Raw genomic sequence first — 20286 nt, 5'->3', positions numbered from 1 at the left:
AATAAAAAACATCTTCCATTACATGAGTGAGGATTTAGCACTCATATAATGAAAGATGTATGTAGTTACTATACTGTTAATTCTTTTAATCGCTCTCGAATAATCGATTTTAAAATAGGGTCGAAATTAATAGACGGAGTCATGTGCAATTCATTAGCAATATCCATCTCTGATATAAGACCTTTTACTTTATTAACTAAACGTCCATCATATAAAAACATTGGAACCACAATAAGATGATGATATTGTCTTGAAAGTTGATCTAAATCATTTTTAAACGTAATATCTCCATATAACGTACGGCAATATATAGGTTTGTCTTGCTTTAACTTAGTACTCAATTCTTTTAGTTCATCATGTGCTTTAGTATAAGAAAAGCTACCATGTGCAATCAATACAACTGCCACATCTGACTCTTTATTCATATCCACATCATTAATACGTTGTTCTACTAAATCCACCATATATGGATGCGTACCAAGAGGCGCACTAATTTCATAGGTTATATTTGGATGTGCTTGTTTAATGTTTCTTAACATCTCTGGAATGTCTACAATGTAATGCATGGCTGAAAATATAAGTAAAGGTACAACTTTAAATTGCGTTTCTCCTTTTTCTATTAAATTAATAATCGTATGTTCAACACTTTTTTCTTCACTTTCAATAAAAGCAAGCTCATAAGCGTAAGTTTCATCTTGTAATAAACTATCTATAAATTCACCGAGTGCTTTATTTTGATCTCCTTTTCTCATGCCATGAGCTACTAGAATATTCGCAACCAAATAGTTTCCCCCTTATTATTTTAATGTTGATTAAAATAATAAGATTTTCTGAATATTAAGTCAATATGTTGGGGATTAAAAGAGCGAAAATGTCTCTCGATATTTCCGCTCTTTGATCGTCTTACTATGCTTTTATACTGTCTCTTTTTCCGTTTAAATAGGCATAAACAAGTCCTACAAAAATACCTCCACCAATATAGTTACCTACAAAAGCAAATACGATATTTTTTAGCACATCTATCCATGATAATGCATCACTATTATAAAAAATCATTCCTGCATATAATCCAGCATTAAATACAACGTGTTCATATCCCATAAATACAAATACTATAACACCAACAGCAATGAAAAATGCGCGAGCTAAACCTTCTTTAAAAAGCATTGAAACATAAATACCAATATTAATAAAGAAGTTACAGAATATCCCTTTGATAAGAATATTTAACCAAGTTGATTCTACCGTTTTTAAATGTACTGTTTTACTTAGACTTGCAACCATTTCAGGTGTCATCACATGTGTACCCTTCATTAATAAGAATAAAATAAACCCACCTATAATATTTCCAATAAAACAAAATAAGAATATGTATAACATTTTTTTAACTGCAATGACTTTGTAGTACCATCCGACAGTTAAATACATAAAATTACTAGTAAGTAATTCTGAATTAGTTAGAACAATAAGAACTAAAGCTAAACTAAATGAGATTGCTCCTAATAAATTAACAAGTCCATCATTTGTTCCTGCAAACTGTGTTTTGATTGCTAACATAAATACTGTAACAATAGCTAATAAAAATCCTGACATCATTGACTTTAGTAAATATCGTCCAGGTGTTTGAGTTGCCATAACTTCTTTCATTTGTACCTGTCTTACAGCCGCTTTAATAAGATCTTTTGTAGTATATGTATCTTCAATTGTTGTATGGTTACTTGTCATATTCCCTCTCCTTAATTCATTTATAATTTTATATTATATATAGTGAAGTGCATTTTGAATAGAGAAGATTAAAAAAGAGCAACATATGGAGGTTTATTTTCCATATCTTGCTCTTGTCATGATATTAATGTGCTTTTTTTAATTTTGAAAAATAACGTAATCCTGAAGCAAAAATACCATAGCCTAATGCCGTTCTTAAAATATATTTTATGACGCCATTATTTAAACACTTTGAATTAATTAATAATGTTGGAATTAAAGTACTAATTGAAAATAATCCCAGCACTTTTAAATATCTTTCTTTCATACTATATCATCCTCTTTTCAATATTATTATAACTTAAAAGTTCAATTTAATTTTGACATCCTCGTGACGATTTATTCATTAAGTAAGACTTCTAGTTGATCTAATGTTGAATTCATACCTGCTTCTATTCCCATACCTACTGCTTGTTGAGCTGCTTCTTTAGTTGGAAACACTGACGTAGACGTAATAGTAGTCATTTGTTTATTATCTGAGTTAAAATTGATTGAAATATGCATACCAGGTAAACGCGTATCTTTTTTTCCCTCAGGTGTAGCAAAATAATCAAAGTATTCAAGATACTTCGGACGATCCACTTTTCGATATTCTGTTAATGTATAGCTTGTCTGTTCTGAGGTTTCTATTGCAAAGAAGGCTTCCCCGCCTTCTTCAGTATTAAAACGATATACTTTTGTCTTAGCGCCTTGAGGATGAAACCATTGCTCAAATAACGATGGATTTGTATAGGCATCAAATACATCATTGATAGGAGCTTTAAATGTTCTTTTAAAAATAATTTTATTTTCTTTTACTTCAATTGACATCGTTATCTCTCCTAATTTCTAAAATGGTGATTTCTATAATTTAACAACTATTATATTTTAAGACAATAAAAAAATAGGCAAAGTTAGAACTCTGCCTGTTTTTTAACTTTATTATTCTTCAATAGGAAATTCTAAATCAAATTCCACATTTAATGTTTTACCTAATAAGAAACCACCAGTTTCTAATGGTTGGTTAAATGTAACACCATATTTTTCACGATCAAGTTCACCAGTAATAACTAAACCTGCTGTATTTTTATTATTAAGTGGGTTTAAGCTAATACCTTTATAATCTAAATCAAATGTTTCTTTTTGTGTTTGATCTTTAATTGTTACATTACCAGTAACTGAACGATCATCAACACTAATAATTTCAAATTTAATTTCAGGATATTGTTCAACGTTTAAGAAATCTTCATTTTTAAGATGATTATCACGATCTTCTACTTTAGTATCAATAGAATTAGCTTGAACAGTAAAAGTTCCTTTTAAAGAACTTAAATCATGAAAGTCACCTGTAATATCTGCATCAAAATCGTTAAAACGTCCTTTTACATTACTAATTACAAGGTGTTGTATTGAGAAATTTACACCTGAATGAATTGGATCTAAATTAAAGTTAGCCATTTATTTTCCCTCCAATAGTGAAATAATAAAAATAATAGTATTCATTTTATCTATCTTCCAATTTAATATAATTATTATACTTAGTATATTAAATAAATCTAATGAAAATGACAAACTAAACAACTTAATTAAAATAAATTAATTGTTCTGACTTTGTTTCTTTTATCTTTATTCCCTATTTTTATAAAAATAATGATTTTGAATGTAAGATTTTTAAATATTTCATAAACTGTATAAAAACATAATTAAAAGACCTAATTTAATATTTAAACAACACTAAGTTAGGTCTTTTGTATTATGCTATAAATATTGTTTCCATTCTTTGACTTTATAAGGGTCTTCTACTTTTTTACCATTGATAAAAACTGTTGGAACAGATTGAATATGATTTTCTTTTGTTAACTTTTTCTGTTTTTCTGCTTCCTTCCAAGCATCGCTATTTTTAGTTTTATATTCTTTTTTTATGCGATCTTTTTGTTTTTGAGAAATATTTAATTGGTCAATTTCTTTATCTAGTAATGTTTCAGTAATCCAATGTTTTTTTTCTTCTTGTTGATGAGCATATATATTTTTTTGGAATGTAAGATATTCTTTTGGTGCAATAGCTTGAATAGCATTCCCTGCTCTAGAGCCCATTAATGAATCTTTTCCAAGAAAACTTGCATTAATAAATTGATATTCCACTCTATTTGTATCAATATAATCTTTTTTTATGATAGGCATGACGTTATCTTCAATTTTCTTGCAATAAGGACATTTATAGTCTCCATATTCTACAATTAAAATTTTTCCATTTTTCGTATGAGCTGGGGTTGTTTCTTTTTTATTTCGAGAGCAAGCGACAACGATAATGATTAAACATATGATCCCAGCTCCAATAAAAATCAATTTTTTCATATATACTCCTTAAGATTGTTTCAATTAGTTAAGATTTTCTTCCTTATAATCCGAATCATGTGTACTAATATATTGTTTCGTATCAAAGTGCTCTAAATAAGTTGCCTTCTTGTCTTTAAATTGATATGTATAATAATGCATTTCATCGTTATTACTTAATGGTCTATATGCTAATACAACATATTTACCTTTTTCATACACATATATATTAGCGTCTTTTTTATCAAAGTGTTTTACCACATCGCCTTGTTCATTCCTAGCAAGTCGTTCTTGTTTTTTATCTTGTAGTTTTACAGCTTTATCTATTTTATTAGCATATTCATCATTACCGCAGCCCGCTAGCAATATGACACATACACTTAATGATAAAATCAATCTTTTCAAATATGTTCACTCCTACTTTTTCTAATCTAACCTAATATAACTCTTACTATTATACTATGCTTATACTGATTATCATACAGTGGTTTTGCAATATAAACTAGACTATTAAAAAATATTATATTTTAAGTTTTATAGTTATATATTTTAAAAAATAATTATTATCTAATACTAAAGTACGAGTAAATTAATTTACTAAATGTGTGTAATAATAGAACTAATTTGATAAAATAGTTTAGAATTCTTAAAAATACAGAGGAGTAGATAATCATGAAATTCGTAAGTTTAACACCTGAAGAATTTGAAAAATTCACATCCGAACATTTTTCTCACTATACACAATCTCGAATACACTTGGATAATAGAAATGAGATGAAACATGATGTACATGTTGTAGGTGTTAAAGATGATAGTGGAGATGTCATTGCTGCAACATTAATGACTGAAGCACGCGCATTAAAATTTTATAAATATTTTTACACACATCGTGGTCCAGTAATGGATTATAGCAATATCAAACTGGTTCACTTCTTTTTCAAATCACTAACAGAATATTTAAAAAAACAAAATTGTCTATTTGTTTTAGTAGATCCATATATTTTAGAAAACCTACGTAATGCAGATGGAGAAATCTTAAAAAGCTACGATAATCGTGCAGTGATTAAAACACTTGAAGACTTAGGATATAAACATCAAGGATGGTCTGTAGGTTATAGTACAATGAGTCAAATTCGTTGGCTGTCTGTACTTGATCTTAAAGATAAAACTGAGGAACAATTACTAAAAGAAATGGACTATCAAACACGTCGTAATATTAAAAAGACATATGAGATGGGCGTAAAAGTTAAAACATTACCTATGGAAGACACACATACTTTCTTTGAACTGTTCCAAATGGCTGAAGAAAAACATGGCTTTAAATTTAGAGATGAGCCTTATTTCTATGAAATGCAAAAAACATATAAAGATCATGCCATGCTAAAATTAGCTTATATCGATTTAAAAGATTATTTGTCTACTCTACAACATAAACATGAGGATTTAACAAAACAACTTACTGAAATTGAAGAAGCTTTAAAAGAAAGCCCTAACTCTAAAAAGAACAAAAATAAACGCAATCAACTTCAACAACAATTTGATAGCAATGAACGTAAAATAAACCAAACAAAAGATAAAATTGCAGCAGAAGGTGAAGTATTAAATCTAGCAGCTGCATTATATATCTACAATGAACATGAAGTATATTATTTATCTAGTGGTTCTAATCCAAAATATAATGAATATATGGGGGCCTATCGTTTACAGTGGGAAATGATTAAATTTGCTAAAGAGCATAACATTGACCGTTACAACTTCTATGGTATTACTGGAGACTTTAGTGAAAATGCTGAAGATTATGGTGTCCAACAGTTCAAAAAAGGCTTTAATGCTGGTGTTTATGAATATATTGGTGACTTCATTAAGCCAATTAAACCTGTTCTTTATCATACTCAACAATGGATCAAAAATAGAAGATAATCATTGCATTATAAGTATACTTTAAGGTAGGCATATAACTATGAAATACAGTATGTTTTCTATAGGAGATACATTCATTAGTAAACATTACAAAATAACTGAGAAAGAAATATTAGAGTTTGCTCATCAATTTGACCCTCAATATATGCATCTAGATAAGAAAAAAGCAGGTCAAGGAATGTATAAAGGGATTATAGCATCAGGTATGCATACCCTTTCTCTCTCCTTTAAACTTTGGATTGAAGAAAATAAATATGAAGAAGACATCATAGCAAGGACTCATTTAAATAATGTAACCTTTATTAAACCTGTTTATCCAAATGATAACTTATATGTAAAAGTTAAAGTTTTAGATAAAAAATTAAAAAAACAATTTGGTAGTTTAACCGTTGAAGTTATGACATTTAATCAATATGAGAATAAAGTACTTCAATTTGAGCTTACTGTTTTACTATCAGTTTAAAATAATAAACATTTCTAAAGTCTATTTATGTGAAGAAAGAAAGCATTATTCAATAAAAAGAATCGTCGTTCAAGATGAAATATCTCAAACGACGATTCTTTTTTAATTTTTATTAATTACATTTAAAAAACGTCTTAATTCATCAGTTTTAGGATGATTAAATAATTCTTCAGGAGACCCTTCTTCACCAATTTCTCCGTCGTGAATAAATACAACTTTATTAGATACTTCTTTTGCAAAACGCATTGCATGAGTAACTATCACCATCGTCATGCCTTCATTTGCTAATTCTTTAATAACTTTCAACACATCATTTACAAGTTCAGGGTCAAGTGCAGATGTAGGTTCATCAAATAACATCACTTTAGGATTCATCGCTAAAGCTCTCGCAATCGCCACACGTTGTTGTTGACCACCAGAGAGTGCATGAGGACGTTGATCTTTAACATGTGTCAAACCTACTTTTTCAAGTAAGTCTAATGCTCTATCTCTAGCTTCTGATTTACTCATTTTCTTTACAGTTACTAAACCTTCCATCACATTTTCTAAAGCCGTTTTATGTGGAAAAAGATTATAACTTTGGAATACCATACCTGATTGTTTACGTACTTCAATTTGAGATTTCTTATCTTTAGCAGTATAAGTTTTATCATTCACAGTAACGTTGCCTTCAGTCGGAATCTCTAACGCATTAATCATACGCAATAATGTAGTCTTACCCGAACCGGAACGACCAATTAATGTGACAACTTCACCTTTTTTTACATTCAAATCAATACCTTTAATTACTTCTTTATCATTAAAAGATTTATGAATATTGGATAACTCAATCATGCCTTATACCCTCTTTCAATATATGATTCATAGAAGCCTTGGATGACTGAAATAATAAAACAAACAACCCAATACATCACAGCTACGAGAATATAAATTGTAAAGTACTCGTATGTTGTAGAAGCAACTTCTTGCGCTTTACGGAACATTTCAGCTACTAAGATAAATCCTAATAATGAAGTGTCTTTAATTAATCCTAAGAATGTGTTACCTAAAGCTGGAACTGAAACACGAATCGCTTGAGGTAAAATAATACGTTGAATCGTTTGACGATAATTCATTCCAATAGAGTATGCCGCTTCTGTCTGGCCTTTTGGAATAGAAATAATACCGCCACGGATAATTTCAGATGCATATGCACCCACATTTAAAGACAATCCAATAATCGCTGAAACAACAGAAGACAATGTCCATTGTTCGTCTGCATTTCCAGTAATTAGACGTCCAAGTTCTGGAATACCATAAAAGATAATAAAGAGTTGTACAATCATTGGTGTCCCACGAATAATAGATACATATACACGTGCAATTCCTCTTAATACTTTACTAGACGAAATACGCATTAACGCCGTAAACAAAGCGATAATCAAACCTAAAATAAATGTCACAATTGTAATTGGAATAGAGTATTTTACTAAACCTTCCAACATGGGTCCAAATGCTTGAGTTGCTGCATCTAATGCGTGTTGTTGTTGACTATTTAGGCTCAGAAACATTTTCACCGAACCATTTCTCACCAATTTTTGCTAGTTCACCATTCTCTTTAAGTTTTTTCAAACCATCGTTGAAATCAGAAACAACTTTATCATCGACACTTTTAGAGAATGCAAATGCTGATTTATTTTGTTCTGCATCACCTTTGATTGCTTTAATTTTAGCATTAGGTTTTTGTTTTTTATAATCTAAATAAGATAAGCTATCATTAAAAGTACCATCCACACGTTTAGATAATAATAAATCGATAGACTGGTTGAAACCATCTACTTTAGTGATGTTAGCACCTTTATCTTTAGCAAGTTTTCCGTAGTTAGAAGTAAATGTTTGTGCTAATTTTTTACCTTTCACATCATCAAATGATTTAATATTCTTCTCATCATCACGAACAACTAAGACACCACTTGAATAAGTGTAAGGGTTAGAGAATTTATATTTTTCTTTTCTTTCTTTATTAATACCCACTTGGTTTGCAATGACATCAAAACGTTTTGCATCTAAACCAGCAAACATTGAATCCCAAGATGTTTCATTAAATTTAAGTTTATATCCTTCTTCTTTCGCAACAGCTTTAATTACATCAATATCATAACCAGTTAACTGATCTTTTTTGTTGTGGAAAGTAAAAGGTGCATAAGTCCCTTCAGTTCCTACACGTAAGGTTTTTTTATCACTATTACTGCTACTTGATTTTGAATCACTATTTTTGTCAGATGAACCACTATTACCACATGCGGCTAATACAAAAATAAGTGTCAAAGCTACAAATAAAAGTCTTTTCATTAATAACTCCTCCATATTCCTATTAAATTAGTCAGAATAAATTAATTCTAATCTCATCACTATGAATAGTCAATAACTATTTAAACTATTAAATAAAATAGAAGGTTTAGATATGAGGTTAATGACTTTCTTCATTTAAATCCTTTTTTCGTTTAAGTAAAAAAGTTAATAATAAACTAACAACTGTGATAATGACTGCGAATAAAAAGCCAGAATGATATCCATGTATCATTGCGTCTGTTTGAATGTGTTTCATCATCTCTGTTTTAGCCATTCCTTGATAATCACTTGGTGTCGGTTTAAAATGCTGACTTGCTACACTTAAAATTGTTACTAAACCAGCTGTACCAATAGAACCCGCTACTTGTTGAATCGTATTTGTCATTGAAGATCCATGAGCATTTAATTCTGGAGTGAGTTGGTTCATTGTATGCGTCATTACAGGCATTAACCCTAAAGCAATACCAATCATACGAATCGCATAAATAGTTGCTAAAACAATTGTTGACGTATGTTCATCCATTACTACAAAGTAGGACGTCGTAATTGTTACAATAAGCATACCTATCATTGAAAGTACTCGTGCTCCAAAAGTTTCGTATAAACGCCCAGATATGATAGACATGATTGCCATTACAATTGCTCCAGGTAACAATATCAAACCGGAATCAACAGGCGTACGTTGCAACACATTTTGTACAAACATAGGTAATACCGTTTCAGATCCAATCATCGAAATCATCGTTACAGCCATAATAGCAATACCTACTGTGAATTGACTATTTTTAAATACTTTAAAACTTAATAGAGGGGTTTCAAGTCGTTCTTGTCTCCAAATAAATAAAACTACAAAAATAATGCCTAAAATAATAGTGCTCAGAACGACTGGGTCATTCCAACCTTTCTGAGAAATAGAACTTACCCCATATAACATACCACCGAATCCGAGAATAGATAAGATAATGGATAGTATGTCAATGGGCGCTTTTACTTTTACTCCAACGTTTTTAATAAAAATTAAAGCAAGTATAAAGGTCACTGCTGAAATTGGAGCTACAACATAAAACAATGCTCTCCAATTAATGTATTCAACCAAATATCCAGATAATGTAGGTCCAATCGCTGGTGCTAAACCAATCACTAATCCAAACATCCCCATATATTTTCCACGTTCGTGCGGTTCAAATATATCTAATATCGTCGTCATCATTAGTGGCATCATAATACCAGAACCTAATGCTTGGATAATTCTTGCAATTAATAAAGTAGTGAAATTAGGGCTAAATCCTCCTAGTAAAGTGCCTAGAAAGAATATAATAATTCCAGTTAAGAAGACTTGTCTTGTTGTATAACGTTGAATAATAAATGCAGATAATGGAATAACTACTCCATTTGTTAGTAAGAAGGCTGTTGTGAGCCATTGTACTTGAGAATATTCAATATGAAAATCTTTCATTATTCTCGGTAATGCTGTGGTCAACAAGGTTTCATTTAATAAACCAAAAAAGCCACCTAATAGCATAGTGAAAATCATAATTAACTTTTTACTATGCGACATGGTATCATCTCCTTATTTTTATTTTATAAATCGTAATAATTACTATTTACATAAACCATCTTTTCCTTTATTCTTTATAAAAAGGAGGACTATTTATGAAACAAGATTTACAAACTGCACGTCGCAACTTAAAAAGTTCTAATATTAAAACACGCAAACGTGCATTAAAGATGATTAAGCAATATCGACGTTAGTTAAAACCGTTTAACTATTTTTACAAACAATCTTACTCCACTACATTAATAAAAGACTAAAGCACTTCTTTAATGCTTTAGCCTTTTATTGTATCTACTATATTACAATAAATAAAAATTCTTGCTCACACTTTTATAAATAATAATGATTAGTTACTTTTAAATCATCATCTAATTCATAAATTAACGGTGCGCCAGTTTTAATTTCATAGCCTATAATGTCTTCATCTGATACGTTTTCTAAATATTTAATTAATGCTCGAATAGAGTTACCATGTGCTGCTACAAGTACAGTATCCCCATCTAATAAATGTTGTGAAATATGATCAGTCCAAATTGGAATGACACGCTCTAATGTTGTTTTTAAACTTTCAGAGTAAGGCATCATACGATGATCTAAATGACGATAACGACGATCATTTAAATAAGATTGACGTTGTTCTTCAGTTTGTGCTGGCGGTAATACATCATAAGAACGTCTCCATTGATGAACTTGTTCTTCACCAAATTCCTTACGGGCATCATCTTTATTTAACCCTTGTAATTTTCCATAGTGTCGTTCGTTCAAGCGCCAACTTTTATGAACGGGAATCCATTCTTGGTCAGATTCAGCTAATAAATATTGAGTCGTTTCCAATGCTCTTGTTAATAAAGAAGTATAAGCAACATCAATTTCAATTTTGTTTTCTTTTAATTTTTTACCTGAAGTGATGGCTTCATTTCTCCCTTGTTCTGACAGTTGAACATCTTCCCAACCGGTAAATAAATTTTTCGCATTCCATTCACTTTGTCCATGGCGACATAAAATTAATTTTGGCATAATATAACACTCCTTAGGTTAATAGAAAGTTAATGAGTATAACGATTGAATTATAAATACTTTCCTCATTATTTAATTTAATATCTATTTATCTTTACACCATTATTATAGAACTATTTCACTTTTTTTCATAATAGGACTACTTATAATTTAATTCGGAATATATGATAAACGTTTGAGATATTTGTTACTTCGTGTTCATATTTGATAATGATTCTTGATATGACAGTAACCTATGTCATTAAATTAACTGTTATAGTGAACATACCGTAGTCAACATCTAGATTTATTGGGATGCAATGTTTTAATTCGAACATTAATATCCAAATCACAAAGGAGTTTTTTATCATGAAAAAATCAATTTTTGCATTAATGACCATGCTCTCATTAGGTGCCGCTGGATTAGAAAGTGGCCAGGCACACGCAGAAGAGGTATCAACATCCCCTTCTCAACAACATCAATACCAATATCATCAAAGTCATACATCTAATTTAAATATATCAAGTTCAAACGCGACAACTTCTAGTACTTCAAGTCGTACACAATCAGTATATCAACGTTTCTTAGCTGCTGGAGGCACAGAAGAAATGTGGGAGAAAATTGTACTTCCTGAATCCGGCGGTAACCCTAATGCATCAAATGGTCAATACCATGGATTAGGCCAAACTAACCAATCATGGGGGTATGGATCAGTGGAAACCCAAACTAAAGGCATGATTCAATATGCAAAAGAACGTTATGGATCAATTGGAGCAGCGATACGTTTTAGAGAATCAAATGGTTGGTGGTAAATTGAATCAAAAAAGAGCAGGAGTATACTCCCGCTCTTTTTTATTTCTCATTTAATGTATTTGGTTCTGGATGAACATATACAGACGATATACCATTATGTTCTAAATGTGTTTCTACTCTATCGCAAATATCATGCGCTTCTTGTAATGATAAATTTGCATCAACTACAATCGTTACATCTAAAAAAATGCTACTGCCGTGATAACGTCCTTTTACATTTTTTACTTCTCTTACATCTGTAACTTCTTGAACAAGACTTCGATATTCTTCTAAATCTTGTTCCTTAAATCCATCACTCAATGCAAAAATTGAATCTTTAAATATCCCAAACCCAGTATAAATAATTAAACATCCTAATACAGTAGCAAGTATCACATCAATAATAGGTAGACCAAATTGTGTAAATAATAATCCAATAGCAGTACCAATACTGACTAAACCGTCAGATAAATTATCTTTTGAGGCCGAGTCTAATGAGCTACTTTTAGTTTGTTTTGCAAGTCTATGATTAATAGCATAAACACCAATCATAATGACACCACTCATCATACTAATAATAATCGTAATAAAATTTGGAATATGGTGTTCATTTGTCAACATTCGAGGTGCATTTTCAATCACTACTTGGATACCTACAAACATAATAATGAATGATACGAAAAGCGTTGAAATATTTTCAGATTTCAAATGACCATAAGGATGATTTTTATCAGCTGGCTTAATTGAAATCTTTAACCCCACAATAACAGCGATAGATACAACAATATCAGTCATATTGTTCAATGCATCTGCTCTTACAGCTGCCGAATCGTACACATATCCAGTAATATATTTTGCAACAGATAAAACGATATAAACAACTAAACTTAAATAAGCGCCTCTTTGCGCCAATTTAAGATTTTCGTTTTGGGTCATATCTAGTTAACCACCTTAAACACTTAGTATTACTAGTATGTACTATCAAAATTTGAATTACAATATTTTTTTATTTCTATCATTTTTATAAAAATAAGCTAATTAATTTTTTAGTCAAACCTAATTTCCTATTTATAAAAAAAAGAGCTAGAAGTACACAATTCTAGCTCTTTTTTAAATTTTAGTCTTTTAAAATCCATTTAGATAATATAAAAGTAATCGGAATTGTAACGATAAGTCCTACAAACGGTGCAATTTCAGAAGGGAAATTAAACCATCTTACAAAGATATATAAAAACAAAGATTGCATTCCCATATTTACTACTTGTGTTAATGGAAAACTTAAAAATTTCTTAAGGGTTGGTTTAACTCTATAAACGAAATAACAATTTAAATAATAAGAAATAATAAAACTTACTATAAATCCAATAATATGACTCACCATATAGTGAATGTGTAATAATTTTAGTAAAATGAGATACACTAAATAATAATCAATTGTATTAATCCCACCCACTATGACGAATTTAATTATTTCATAGTGCGTTTGTTTTAACTTCATAGTTAATCTCCTCTGTCTTCTATTACATTAATATCAAACGGCAATATTTTAAGTTGTTTATTATTTGAAATTTGATAGTACTCTTTGAAATTTTCCTTTTCGATTTCTTCAGTTGGAGTCATTTCATAGAAATATGTCTCAAATGGCAAATGTTTTACAATAATTTCATTTCTATGTTGTTGAATTTGAGTTTGAATATTATTTAATCTAGCTTCATATTTAAAATGCACAATCGTAAAAATAGCAATAAATACGAATAATAAACATCCTACACAAATTTTAAGAATATTATCATAGCTTTGTTTTAAAGTATGTAATTCAGTAACTAAAGTAATCAATATCACACACCACATTATATATACAATAAAGAACTGTTGAGACGTTACCTCTGAAATGAAAAAGATAGGTATAGCACTTAAAATAATAGAAATAAAAGCAACTATTAAAATAATACGATAGTAGCTATCTGTAACTATAATAAAACTAGCCATACTTATACTGACGAAAAAGCTAAAACATAATAAGAAATTAATTAGACCATAACTTGTAATCAAAGTTGTTTGATTAAAATTAAAGGGTTCAAAAATAAATATCTTGTATATAGGCAATACAAGTATACCAATCATTAATATCATTTGTCTGATTTTAGAAAACGTTTGAAAGCGAGTATTTTTTATAAGTAACCCAATTATAACAATCGCAATCATAGACACTATGATAATATGATTAAAAAACATATAACGTGGAAGGTCATTTAATATTGTAACTCTTAATTTATGAACATAACCTAAGCCATCAATGTGTGCTCTCATTGCTTGAATGTCACTTAGATAATTAATGTACGTCTGGTTAATCAACATGATTAATGTACCACATAATGATAATAGAAACCCTATTAATAAATTAAAGTTAATTTTACGTTTTAACACAAAATAAGCAATTAATGTCGTGAATAAAGCCAAATTAACGAAAAAAGTTAATGATTCAGCAAATAATTGCCCACTGAAACAACTGATCCAAAATAAAATGACATTGTACATTTTTAGTTCATCTTTTATAAATAAAATTTGACTTATAAAATACAAATTATAGAGAACACATATCATTCCAAAAGCATAACTAAAAAAGTAGCCAAAGCTTCCATAACTCTCTGAAAAAACTGAATTAGGTATAATAAGCAATAACATAGTTGCAAGCATGAGATGACGGATTGAAAATGTTTGGCGTATCAATTTGAGTATTAATAAAATAATGCTTACTGATATTATTGAATACATAATCATACGTAATATTACCGAACGCACTGCTACAAGTTCAATTAAATTACTAATATAACGTCCATTCAAATTATCAAAATGATGATAAAAGGTACTTATGCCTTGATGACTTCCAAAAAACCAATCGATTCCATGTAAAGGAATAATTAAACCTAAGTAACCGTAAAATAATAATAACCCTATGACCCAGATGTAAAATTCGTGTTGTTTAAAGTTAGACATTTACACTACTCCTCCACTACAATAATGTTACATTATAGTGTTTAATCAATTCTATTTAATTAAATACCATTATATACTTTTTTTATATTTTAAACATTAAATCATTTTAATTTAGTTTTTTATTTATAATTTTAATCAGAAGTGATCTCGTTGAACATAAACAAAATGGTTATTGCGCCAGATTCATTTAAAGAGAGTATGTCTGCTAAACAAGCTGGATTAGCTATAGAACAGGGTTTTAAAAATATATTCGGTGATGCGCTTAAAACAGAGGTTATCCCTATGGCAGATGGTGGCGAAGGTACAACCGAAGCTTTAATAGAAGCATTAGATGCGACAATTCATAGCATTAAAGTACATGATCCACTTTTTAGAGAAGTGACTGCATCTTATGCTCGTTCGAGAGATAATCATGTGGCTATTATTGAAATGGCAGCAGCTTCAGGATTAGATTTAATTCGTACAGATGAACGTAATCCTTTAATTACTACAACATTTGGCGTTAGCGAATTAATTAAAGATGCTCTAAACCATAATGTGACTAAAATTATATTAGGCATAGGGGGGAGTGCAACAAATGATGGTGGTAGTGGTATGCTGACCGCTCTTGGCGTAAAATTTCTAAACTCTGATAATGAAGAAATTGAACTTGGTGGTGGCGCTCTTGCTCATTTAACTCATATAGATGCGTCAAAATTAGATTATAGATTAAACGACGTTACCTTTGAAGTGGCATGTGATGTTACAAATCCTTTATTAGGTTCTAATGGTGCAACATATATTTACGGACCACAAAAGGGAGCAACTGAAAAGATGATACCAAAGTTGGATTCCGCACTCGCAAATTATCATGATATGATAGAGAAAGCATATCATATCAGTGTTAAAGATATACCTGGTGCTGGAGCTGCCGGTGGATTAGGAGCTGGTATTCTCACTTTCTTCAATGCGTCATTATCTAATGGCATCGATATTGTCTTAAAAGAAACGCAATTTCTTCAAAGCATTAAAGATGCCGATTTAGTTATTACAGGAGAAGGAAAAATAGATGTACAAACGATTTATGGTAAAACACCTATCGGAGTGGCAAAAGCAGCCAAACAATTCGACTTACCTGTTATTGATATATGCGGTAGTTTAGGAAAAAATTATCAAGCCGTATATCAACATGGAATTGATACTGTGTTTAGCATTATAGAAACGCCATCAGAACTCCCCTATTTATTAGAAAATGGAGAACGATTCTTAACACAAACTGCTGAAAATATTGCTCGATTAATTAAGTTAAATGATTAAAAAGAGGTGAAATCTATGAAACGTACTGAAAAATACAAAGATTCATATCAATACGATGATCAATATCAACAACGTAATCAAAAAAGTCGCGAGTATCAACAACGTCAACAGAGACGTCAAAGTGAAGAAAATTACAGAAGAAATGAACCTCGTCAAGAGTATCATCATCAAAATCAGGGCGATTATGATGAAAATGCTAACCGTTACTATAACGATCGTGACTTTAGACGTGAACAATTACTAGAAGAAGAGAATGAAAAAAATAAAAAATCAAAACGTTGGTTAATCGCTATTATTGCAATTCTTCTTTTAATTATTGGCATTTTTGCGACTAAATCTTATATTGATCATAAAAAGGAATCGGACAATAAACAACATACGTATAATGCAACAAATGATGTATCTAAAAATTATCAACAAGAAGTTCAAAATCAAAGCGATAATATCAAGAAACAAGTTGAAGATGCAAAAAATGATATTAAAGATAAAATAGACACTGAATCACGTCTTAGACAAATACAATCTCAAATTGATAAATTAAAAAATAATGAGATTACTAAAGAAGACTCTAAATTAACTCAATTTTATCAAGACCAAGTTAATAAGTTAAAAGAAGCAAATAATGCACAACAAAACAACGCAAATGAAAACAAAGTGAATGCGCTATTAGATGATGTCAATAATAAAGTAGATGATATCAAGAAAAAACTAAACAGTATTCTTGGTAATAATAATTAATATTCTTATGTATTGTGACAAATTTCAGCTCTAAAAAGATTGATTAAATCAATCTTTTTAGAGCTTTTTATATTTGAAATTACATATTTTCTCAAAAACCTATATAATGTACATTGCAAATCTTTTCAAGGAGTACAATTATGCATAACTCAACACATACTAAATTGCCGATGCTATTACTCATTGTTCTAGGAACAATGACAGCATTTGGTCCAATGATTATAGATATGTATTTACCCGCTTTACCAGCAGTTCAGCAACAATTTAATACATCAACGTCAAGCATACAACTTACCCTATCCTTTGCAATGATTGGCCTAGCACTTGGACAGTTTATATTCGGACCTTTATCAGATGTATTCGGTCGAAAAAAAATTGCACTAATAATTCTTAGTGTATTCGTTTTAGCTTCATGTGGTGCGATATTTATTACAACATTTCCACTATTTTTATTGATACGTTTGGTACAAGGATTAACTGCCGGAGGTATTATTGTTATCGCTAAAGCTTTCGCAGGAGATTATTACCAAGGAAATACTCTAGCTAAATTTCTTGCTTCTCTTATGGTTGTAAATGGTATAGTAACTATTTTAATGCCATTACTTGGAGGTTTATCGCTTTCTCTTGGCTCATGGAGAATTATCTTTGTTATTTTAACAGCTATTAGCATAATCATGTTATGTGGCGTTACTTTCAATATGCCGACCACACATCATTCTGAGCATGTTACTGCCAATTTCAAACATATATTTTCTGACTTTGGACGTTTGCTTAAACGACCAAGATTTATTATTCCAATGTTTTTACAAGGATTAACTTATGTTATGTTATTTAGTTTTTCATCTGCTTCTCCGTTTATCACTCAGAAAATATACCATATGACGCCTCAACAATTTAGCGTAATGATTGCAATCAATGGCATTGGTTTAATTGTTGTGAGTCAAATCGTTGCTTTGCTTGTTGAACGTATACATCGTTTTAAAATCTTAATTTATTTGACTTTCATTCAACTTATTGGTGTACTTCTCGTTGTATTTACTTTGATATTACAAGGTCCATTGTGGCTCTTATTAGTCGCTTTCTTTTTAAATGTTTGTCCTGTCACTTCAATCGGCCCCTTAGGATTTTCAATGGCTATGGAAGAACGTACTGGTGGAAGTGGAAATGCTTCTAGTTTACTAGGTTTATTCCAATTTATCCTTGGTGGTCTAGTGTCTCCTTTAGTTGGTCTTAAAGGACAGTATAATGTAATGCCTTATCTCACAGTAATTGTTATCACAGCAATTCTCATAGTTTTACTTCAATTTTTATATTTTAAAAAATATCAACGTATCTAATATATTCTTATATTAATAAACGTAATCTAGCATCCATTTTTAATATAAACATCGACTGCTAATATGTTAAAAAATATTTGAGACAATTATTATATCTCAAGTATTTTTTAACATTCACAAATTTGTAATGACTTTTCAACAAATACATGACAACTTATTCTTCTCTAATTGAAAATGATTATTATTTACTATAATAAACTATAGTTAAATAAGGAGGATTTATTTATGGTCACTAAAGATTCAATTGTTGCTAATGTCGTTACTGATTTTCCATTAAGTTCGGATGTTTTCAGAAAATACGGAATAGATTTTTGTTGTGGTGGAAATATCTCAATTAAAAATGCAGTAAAAAATAAAAAAGTAAATGTCGATACAATTATAGAAGAAATTAATCATTTACCTGTACATTCAACAGGAAATATCAACATTAAATATTTAGATGTCCCTTCCTTAATTCAATATATTCAATCACGTTACCATGAAACAATGCGTGAAGAATTTAAAAACCTTTCACCTTATGTCACTAAAATTGCAAAAGTTCATGGACCAAACCATCCATATTTACTTCAATTACAAGAGTTATATCGCCAGTATCGTGATGGTATGCTTGAACATATGGATAAGGAAGATAATCATGATTTTCCATTACTCATTAAAATTGCACGTGGTGAACAAGTTAAGAATGCGCATCAAGTTATTGAAAGTTTAGTTGAAGATCATACTCAAACTGGACATCTATTAGAAGAAATGAGCGATTTAACAAATCAGTATCAGCCACCTAGTGAAGCATGTAATACTTGGCGTTTAGTCTACACACGCCTTGAACATTTAGAACGTGAAACACATGAACATGTACATCTTGAAAATCACGTATTATTTAATAAATTTTAATTTGTATTAACGATAACATGCATCCTAGAAAAATAAGATTGACTTACTTTTTAACACAATCAGATTAAATAAGAAGCTATGACATCTTAAGGACTAAACCCATATCTACAGAATCAAAAGAAAGCAGGTCCTTTAATGTTATCTATCAGTATAATGTGCAATAAAGATTTTTGACGCAATAAACATAACATAAATGATATTGTTCATGCCGCAAAATAAAATAATACTTGGGAGTTTGCATATATTCATTTTTAAATGCATAACTCCCAATTTTATTTTATATTAACTGTTCAATCTTTCTGTTGCATATTAAAAATTAGTATATGAATAAGATACATTTTAAGCATGATATCTTTAATCACTTTTGGGTTTGAATTTTTAACATCAATTACTATATCAACATTCTTCTTATTGTCTTAAATATGTTGACCCACATTTTGTTAATACAAAGAATTCAAATGATTATACGCTACTCTAATCAAGGTATATAATAAATTTACTTTAAAACAATGTTTTACTGACATAAAGGAGAACGTTAATGAATAAAAAATTATTATCAGTTACGCCTAAAAGTCAACTTTTTCCAATCCCTATGATTATGGGTTGTGAAGGCGTTTCTGCAGCTATGTTATTACAATATAATCATCATAATATTAAAGCTACTGATATTATGAAACATTGGCCTACGCATCCAAATAATCCCTATAAAGGCTATGTTGGTCATCATTTACTTGTTAAGTTTGGTCATCACCAAACGATTTTCCCTTCTGCTTATGTTCCATATTTACAAACATTTGATTCACGTATCGTAGATGGCACTGGTACGAATTTAGAAGAATTAGAAACTGTGATTGATCAAGGACAACCGATTCTTATGTATCATACAAGCTTA

Annotated in this window: 24 protein-coding genes; 9 read left to right on the top strand and 15 right to left on the bottom strand. The window is 30.0% G+C overall.

The features are described 5' to 3' along the window. Window positions 1–68: 68 nt before the first annotated feature. The 7 genes from HMPREF2930_RS10535 to HMPREF2930_RS10505 form a co-directional block, all read right to left on the bottom strand. On the bottom strand, window positions 69–782 hold the full coding sequence (locus tag HMPREF2930_RS10535; protein ID WP_017174963.1) for a sirohydrochlorin chelatase: 714 nt from the start codon (window positions 780–782) through the stop codon (window positions 69–71). 124 nt (window positions 783–906) lie between these two features. Further along, window positions 907–1725 (bottom strand): formate/nitrite transporter family protein, encoded by an 819-nt coding sequence (locus HMPREF2930_RS10530; RefSeq protein WP_002448547.1) that lies wholly within the window; start codon window positions 1723–1725, stop codon window positions 907–909. Window positions 1726–1849: 124 nt separating this feature from the next. Beyond that, entirely contained in the window at window positions 1850–2032 is a 183-nt protein-coding gene (locus HMPREF2930_RS10525) for a hypothetical protein (RefSeq protein ID WP_002448340.1), read from the bottom strand. Between the two features lie 71 nt (window positions 2033–2103). Continuing rightward, window positions 2104–2574: an SRPBCC family protein gene (locus tag HMPREF2930_RS10520; RefSeq protein ID WP_017174964.1), complete on the bottom strand. Its 471-nt coding sequence runs from the start codon at window positions 2572–2574 to the stop codon at window positions 2104–2106. Window positions 2575–2685: 111 nt separating this feature from the next. Continuing rightward, window positions 2686–3201, bottom strand: coding sequence for a YceI family protein (locus HMPREF2930_RS10515; protein WP_017174965.1), 516 nt, complete (start codon window positions 3199–3201; stop codon window positions 2686–2688). Window positions 3202–3501: 300 nt separating this feature from the next. Further along, window positions 3502–4098, bottom strand: a complete 597-nt coding sequence (locus tag HMPREF2930_RS10510; RefSeq protein WP_017174966.1) for a thioredoxin domain-containing protein — start codon at window positions 4096–4098, stop codon at window positions 3502–3504. Between the two features lie 24 nt (window positions 4099–4122). Further along, on the bottom strand, window positions 4123–4482 hold the full coding sequence (locus tag HMPREF2930_RS10505; protein ID WP_017174967.1) for a DUF4467 domain-containing protein: 360 nt from the start codon (window positions 4480–4482) through the stop codon (window positions 4123–4125). 267 nt (window positions 4483–4749) lie between these two features. Between HMPREF2930_RS10505 and HMPREF2930_RS10500 the strand changes: the two genes are divergently transcribed. Continuing rightward, window positions 4750–5997 (top strand): aminoacyltransferase, encoded by a 1248-nt coding sequence (locus HMPREF2930_RS10500; RefSeq protein ID WP_017174968.1) that lies wholly within the window; start codon window positions 4750–4752, stop codon window positions 5995–5997. Between the two features lie 40 nt (window positions 5998–6037). Beyond that, entirely contained in the window at window positions 6038–6460 is a 423-nt protein-coding gene (locus tag HMPREF2930_RS10495) for a MaoC/PaaZ C-terminal domain-containing protein (RefSeq protein WP_017174969.1), read from the top strand. 102 nt (window positions 6461–6562) lie between these two features. On the opposite strand, the gene HMPREF2930_RS10490 is transcribed toward HMPREF2930_RS10495, so the two are convergent. From HMPREF2930_RS10490 to HMPREF2930_RS10475, 4 genes are all read right to left on the bottom strand, one after another. After that, window positions 6563–7294 (bottom strand): amino acid ABC transporter ATP-binding protein, encoded by a 732-nt coding sequence (locus tag HMPREF2930_RS10490; protein ID WP_017174970.1) that lies wholly within the window; start codon window positions 7292–7294, stop codon window positions 6563–6565. Beyond that, complete coding sequence (locus tag HMPREF2930_RS10485) at window positions 7291–8010, bottom strand: amino acid ABC transporter permease (RefSeq protein ID WP_002448600.1); 720 nt, start codon at window positions 8008–8010, stop codon at window positions 7291–7293. The genes HMPREF2930_RS10490 and HMPREF2930_RS10485 overlap by 4 nt, the downstream gene beginning before the upstream one ends. Beyond that, window positions 7991–8791 (bottom strand): transporter substrate-binding domain-containing protein, encoded by an 801-nt coding sequence (locus tag HMPREF2930_RS10480; protein WP_002448333.1) that lies wholly within the window; start codon window positions 8789–8791, stop codon window positions 7991–7993. The genes HMPREF2930_RS10485 and HMPREF2930_RS10480 overlap by 20 nt, the downstream gene beginning before the upstream one ends. A 118-nt stretch (window positions 8792–8909) precedes the next feature. Then, window positions 8910–10349: an MDR family MFS transporter gene (locus HMPREF2930_RS10475; protein WP_017174972.1), complete on the bottom strand. Its 1440-nt coding sequence runs from the start codon at window positions 10347–10349 to the stop codon at window positions 8910–8912. A gap of 95 nt (window positions 10350–10444) precedes the next feature. Between HMPREF2930_RS10475 and HMPREF2930_RS11465 the strand changes: the two genes are divergently transcribed. Then, window positions 10445–10543, top strand: coding sequence for a putative metal homeostasis protein (locus HMPREF2930_RS11465; RefSeq protein ID WP_017174973.1), 99 nt, complete (start codon window positions 10445–10447; stop codon window positions 10541–10543). A gap of 133 nt (window positions 10544–10676) precedes the next feature. On the opposite strand, the gene HMPREF2930_RS10470 is transcribed toward HMPREF2930_RS11465, so the two are convergent. Further along, a complete protein-coding gene (locus tag HMPREF2930_RS10470) occupies window positions 10677–11363 on the bottom strand; it encodes a 2,3-diphosphoglycerate-dependent phosphoglycerate mutase (protein WP_017174974.1) in 687 nt (228 codons plus the stop codon). Between the two features lie 348 nt (window positions 11364–11711). Here HMPREF2930_RS10470 and HMPREF2930_RS10465 point away from each other — a divergent pair, with 348 nt between their 5' ends. After that, window positions 11712–12155, top strand: coding sequence for an aggregation-promoting factor C-terminal-like domain-containing protein (locus tag HMPREF2930_RS10465; protein WP_017174975.1), 444 nt, complete (start codon window positions 11712–11714; stop codon window positions 12153–12155). 40 nt (window positions 12156–12195) lie between these two features. On the opposite strand, the gene HMPREF2930_RS10460 is transcribed toward HMPREF2930_RS10465, so the two are convergent. The 3 genes from HMPREF2930_RS10460 to HMPREF2930_RS10450 form a co-directional block, all read right to left on the bottom strand. Further along, window positions 12196–13071, bottom strand: a complete 876-nt coding sequence (locus tag HMPREF2930_RS10460) for a cation diffusion facilitator family transporter (RefSeq protein WP_017174976.1) — start codon at window positions 13069–13071, stop codon at window positions 12196–12198. A gap of 181 nt (window positions 13072–13252) precedes the next feature. Next, entirely contained in the window at window positions 13253–13633 is a 381-nt protein-coding gene (locus HMPREF2930_RS10455; protein WP_070597402.1) for a GtrA family protein, read from the bottom strand. Window positions 13634–13635: 2 nt separating this feature from the next. Continuing rightward, window positions 13636–15132 carry a hypothetical protein gene (locus HMPREF2930_RS10450; protein WP_017174978.1) on the bottom strand — a complete coding sequence of 499 codons (1497 nt, stop codon included), beginning with the start codon at window positions 15130–15132 and terminating at the stop codon, window positions 13636–13638. 150 nt (window positions 15133–15282) lie between these two features. Between HMPREF2930_RS10450 and HMPREF2930_RS10445 the strand changes: the two genes are divergently transcribed. The 5 genes from HMPREF2930_RS10445 to HMPREF2930_RS10425 form a co-directional block, all read left to right on the top strand. Next, entirely contained in the window at window positions 15283–16428 is a 1146-nt protein-coding gene (locus HMPREF2930_RS10445) for a glycerate kinase (protein ID WP_037541484.1), read from the top strand. A gap of 15 nt (window positions 16429–16443) precedes the next feature. Next, a complete protein-coding gene (locus tag HMPREF2930_RS10440; RefSeq protein ID WP_002488783.1) occupies window positions 16444–17166 on the top strand; it encodes a hypothetical protein in 723 nt (240 codons plus the stop codon). A 140-nt stretch (window positions 17167–17306) separates the two neighbouring features. Further along, window positions 17307–18503 (top strand): putative multidrug effflux MFS transporter TcaB, encoded by a 1197-nt coding sequence (locus HMPREF2930_RS10435; RefSeq protein WP_002488760.1) that lies wholly within the window; start codon window positions 17307–17309, stop codon window positions 18501–18503. Between the two features lie 225 nt (window positions 18504–18728). Next, window positions 18729–19394 (top strand): iron-sulfur cluster repair di-iron protein ScdA, encoded by a 666-nt coding sequence (gene scdA / locus HMPREF2930_RS10430; protein ID WP_017174980.1) that lies wholly within the window; start codon window positions 18729–18731, stop codon window positions 19392–19394. A 538-nt stretch (window positions 19395–19932) separates the two neighbouring features. After that, the coding region (locus HMPREF2930_RS10425) for a C39 family peptidase (RefSeq protein ID WP_176745779.1) at window positions 19933–20286 on the top strand (354 nt) is incomplete at its 3' end.

Source organism: Staphylococcus sp. HMSC068C09 (assembly GCF_001813735.1).
In the GTDB taxonomy this organism is placed as follows: Bacteria; Bacillota; Bacilli; order Staphylococcales; family Staphylococcaceae; genus Staphylococcus; species Staphylococcus hominis.
The sequence above is the reverse complement of the archived record's forward strand: the minus strand, read 5'-3'. Positions and strand labels throughout refer to the sequence as shown.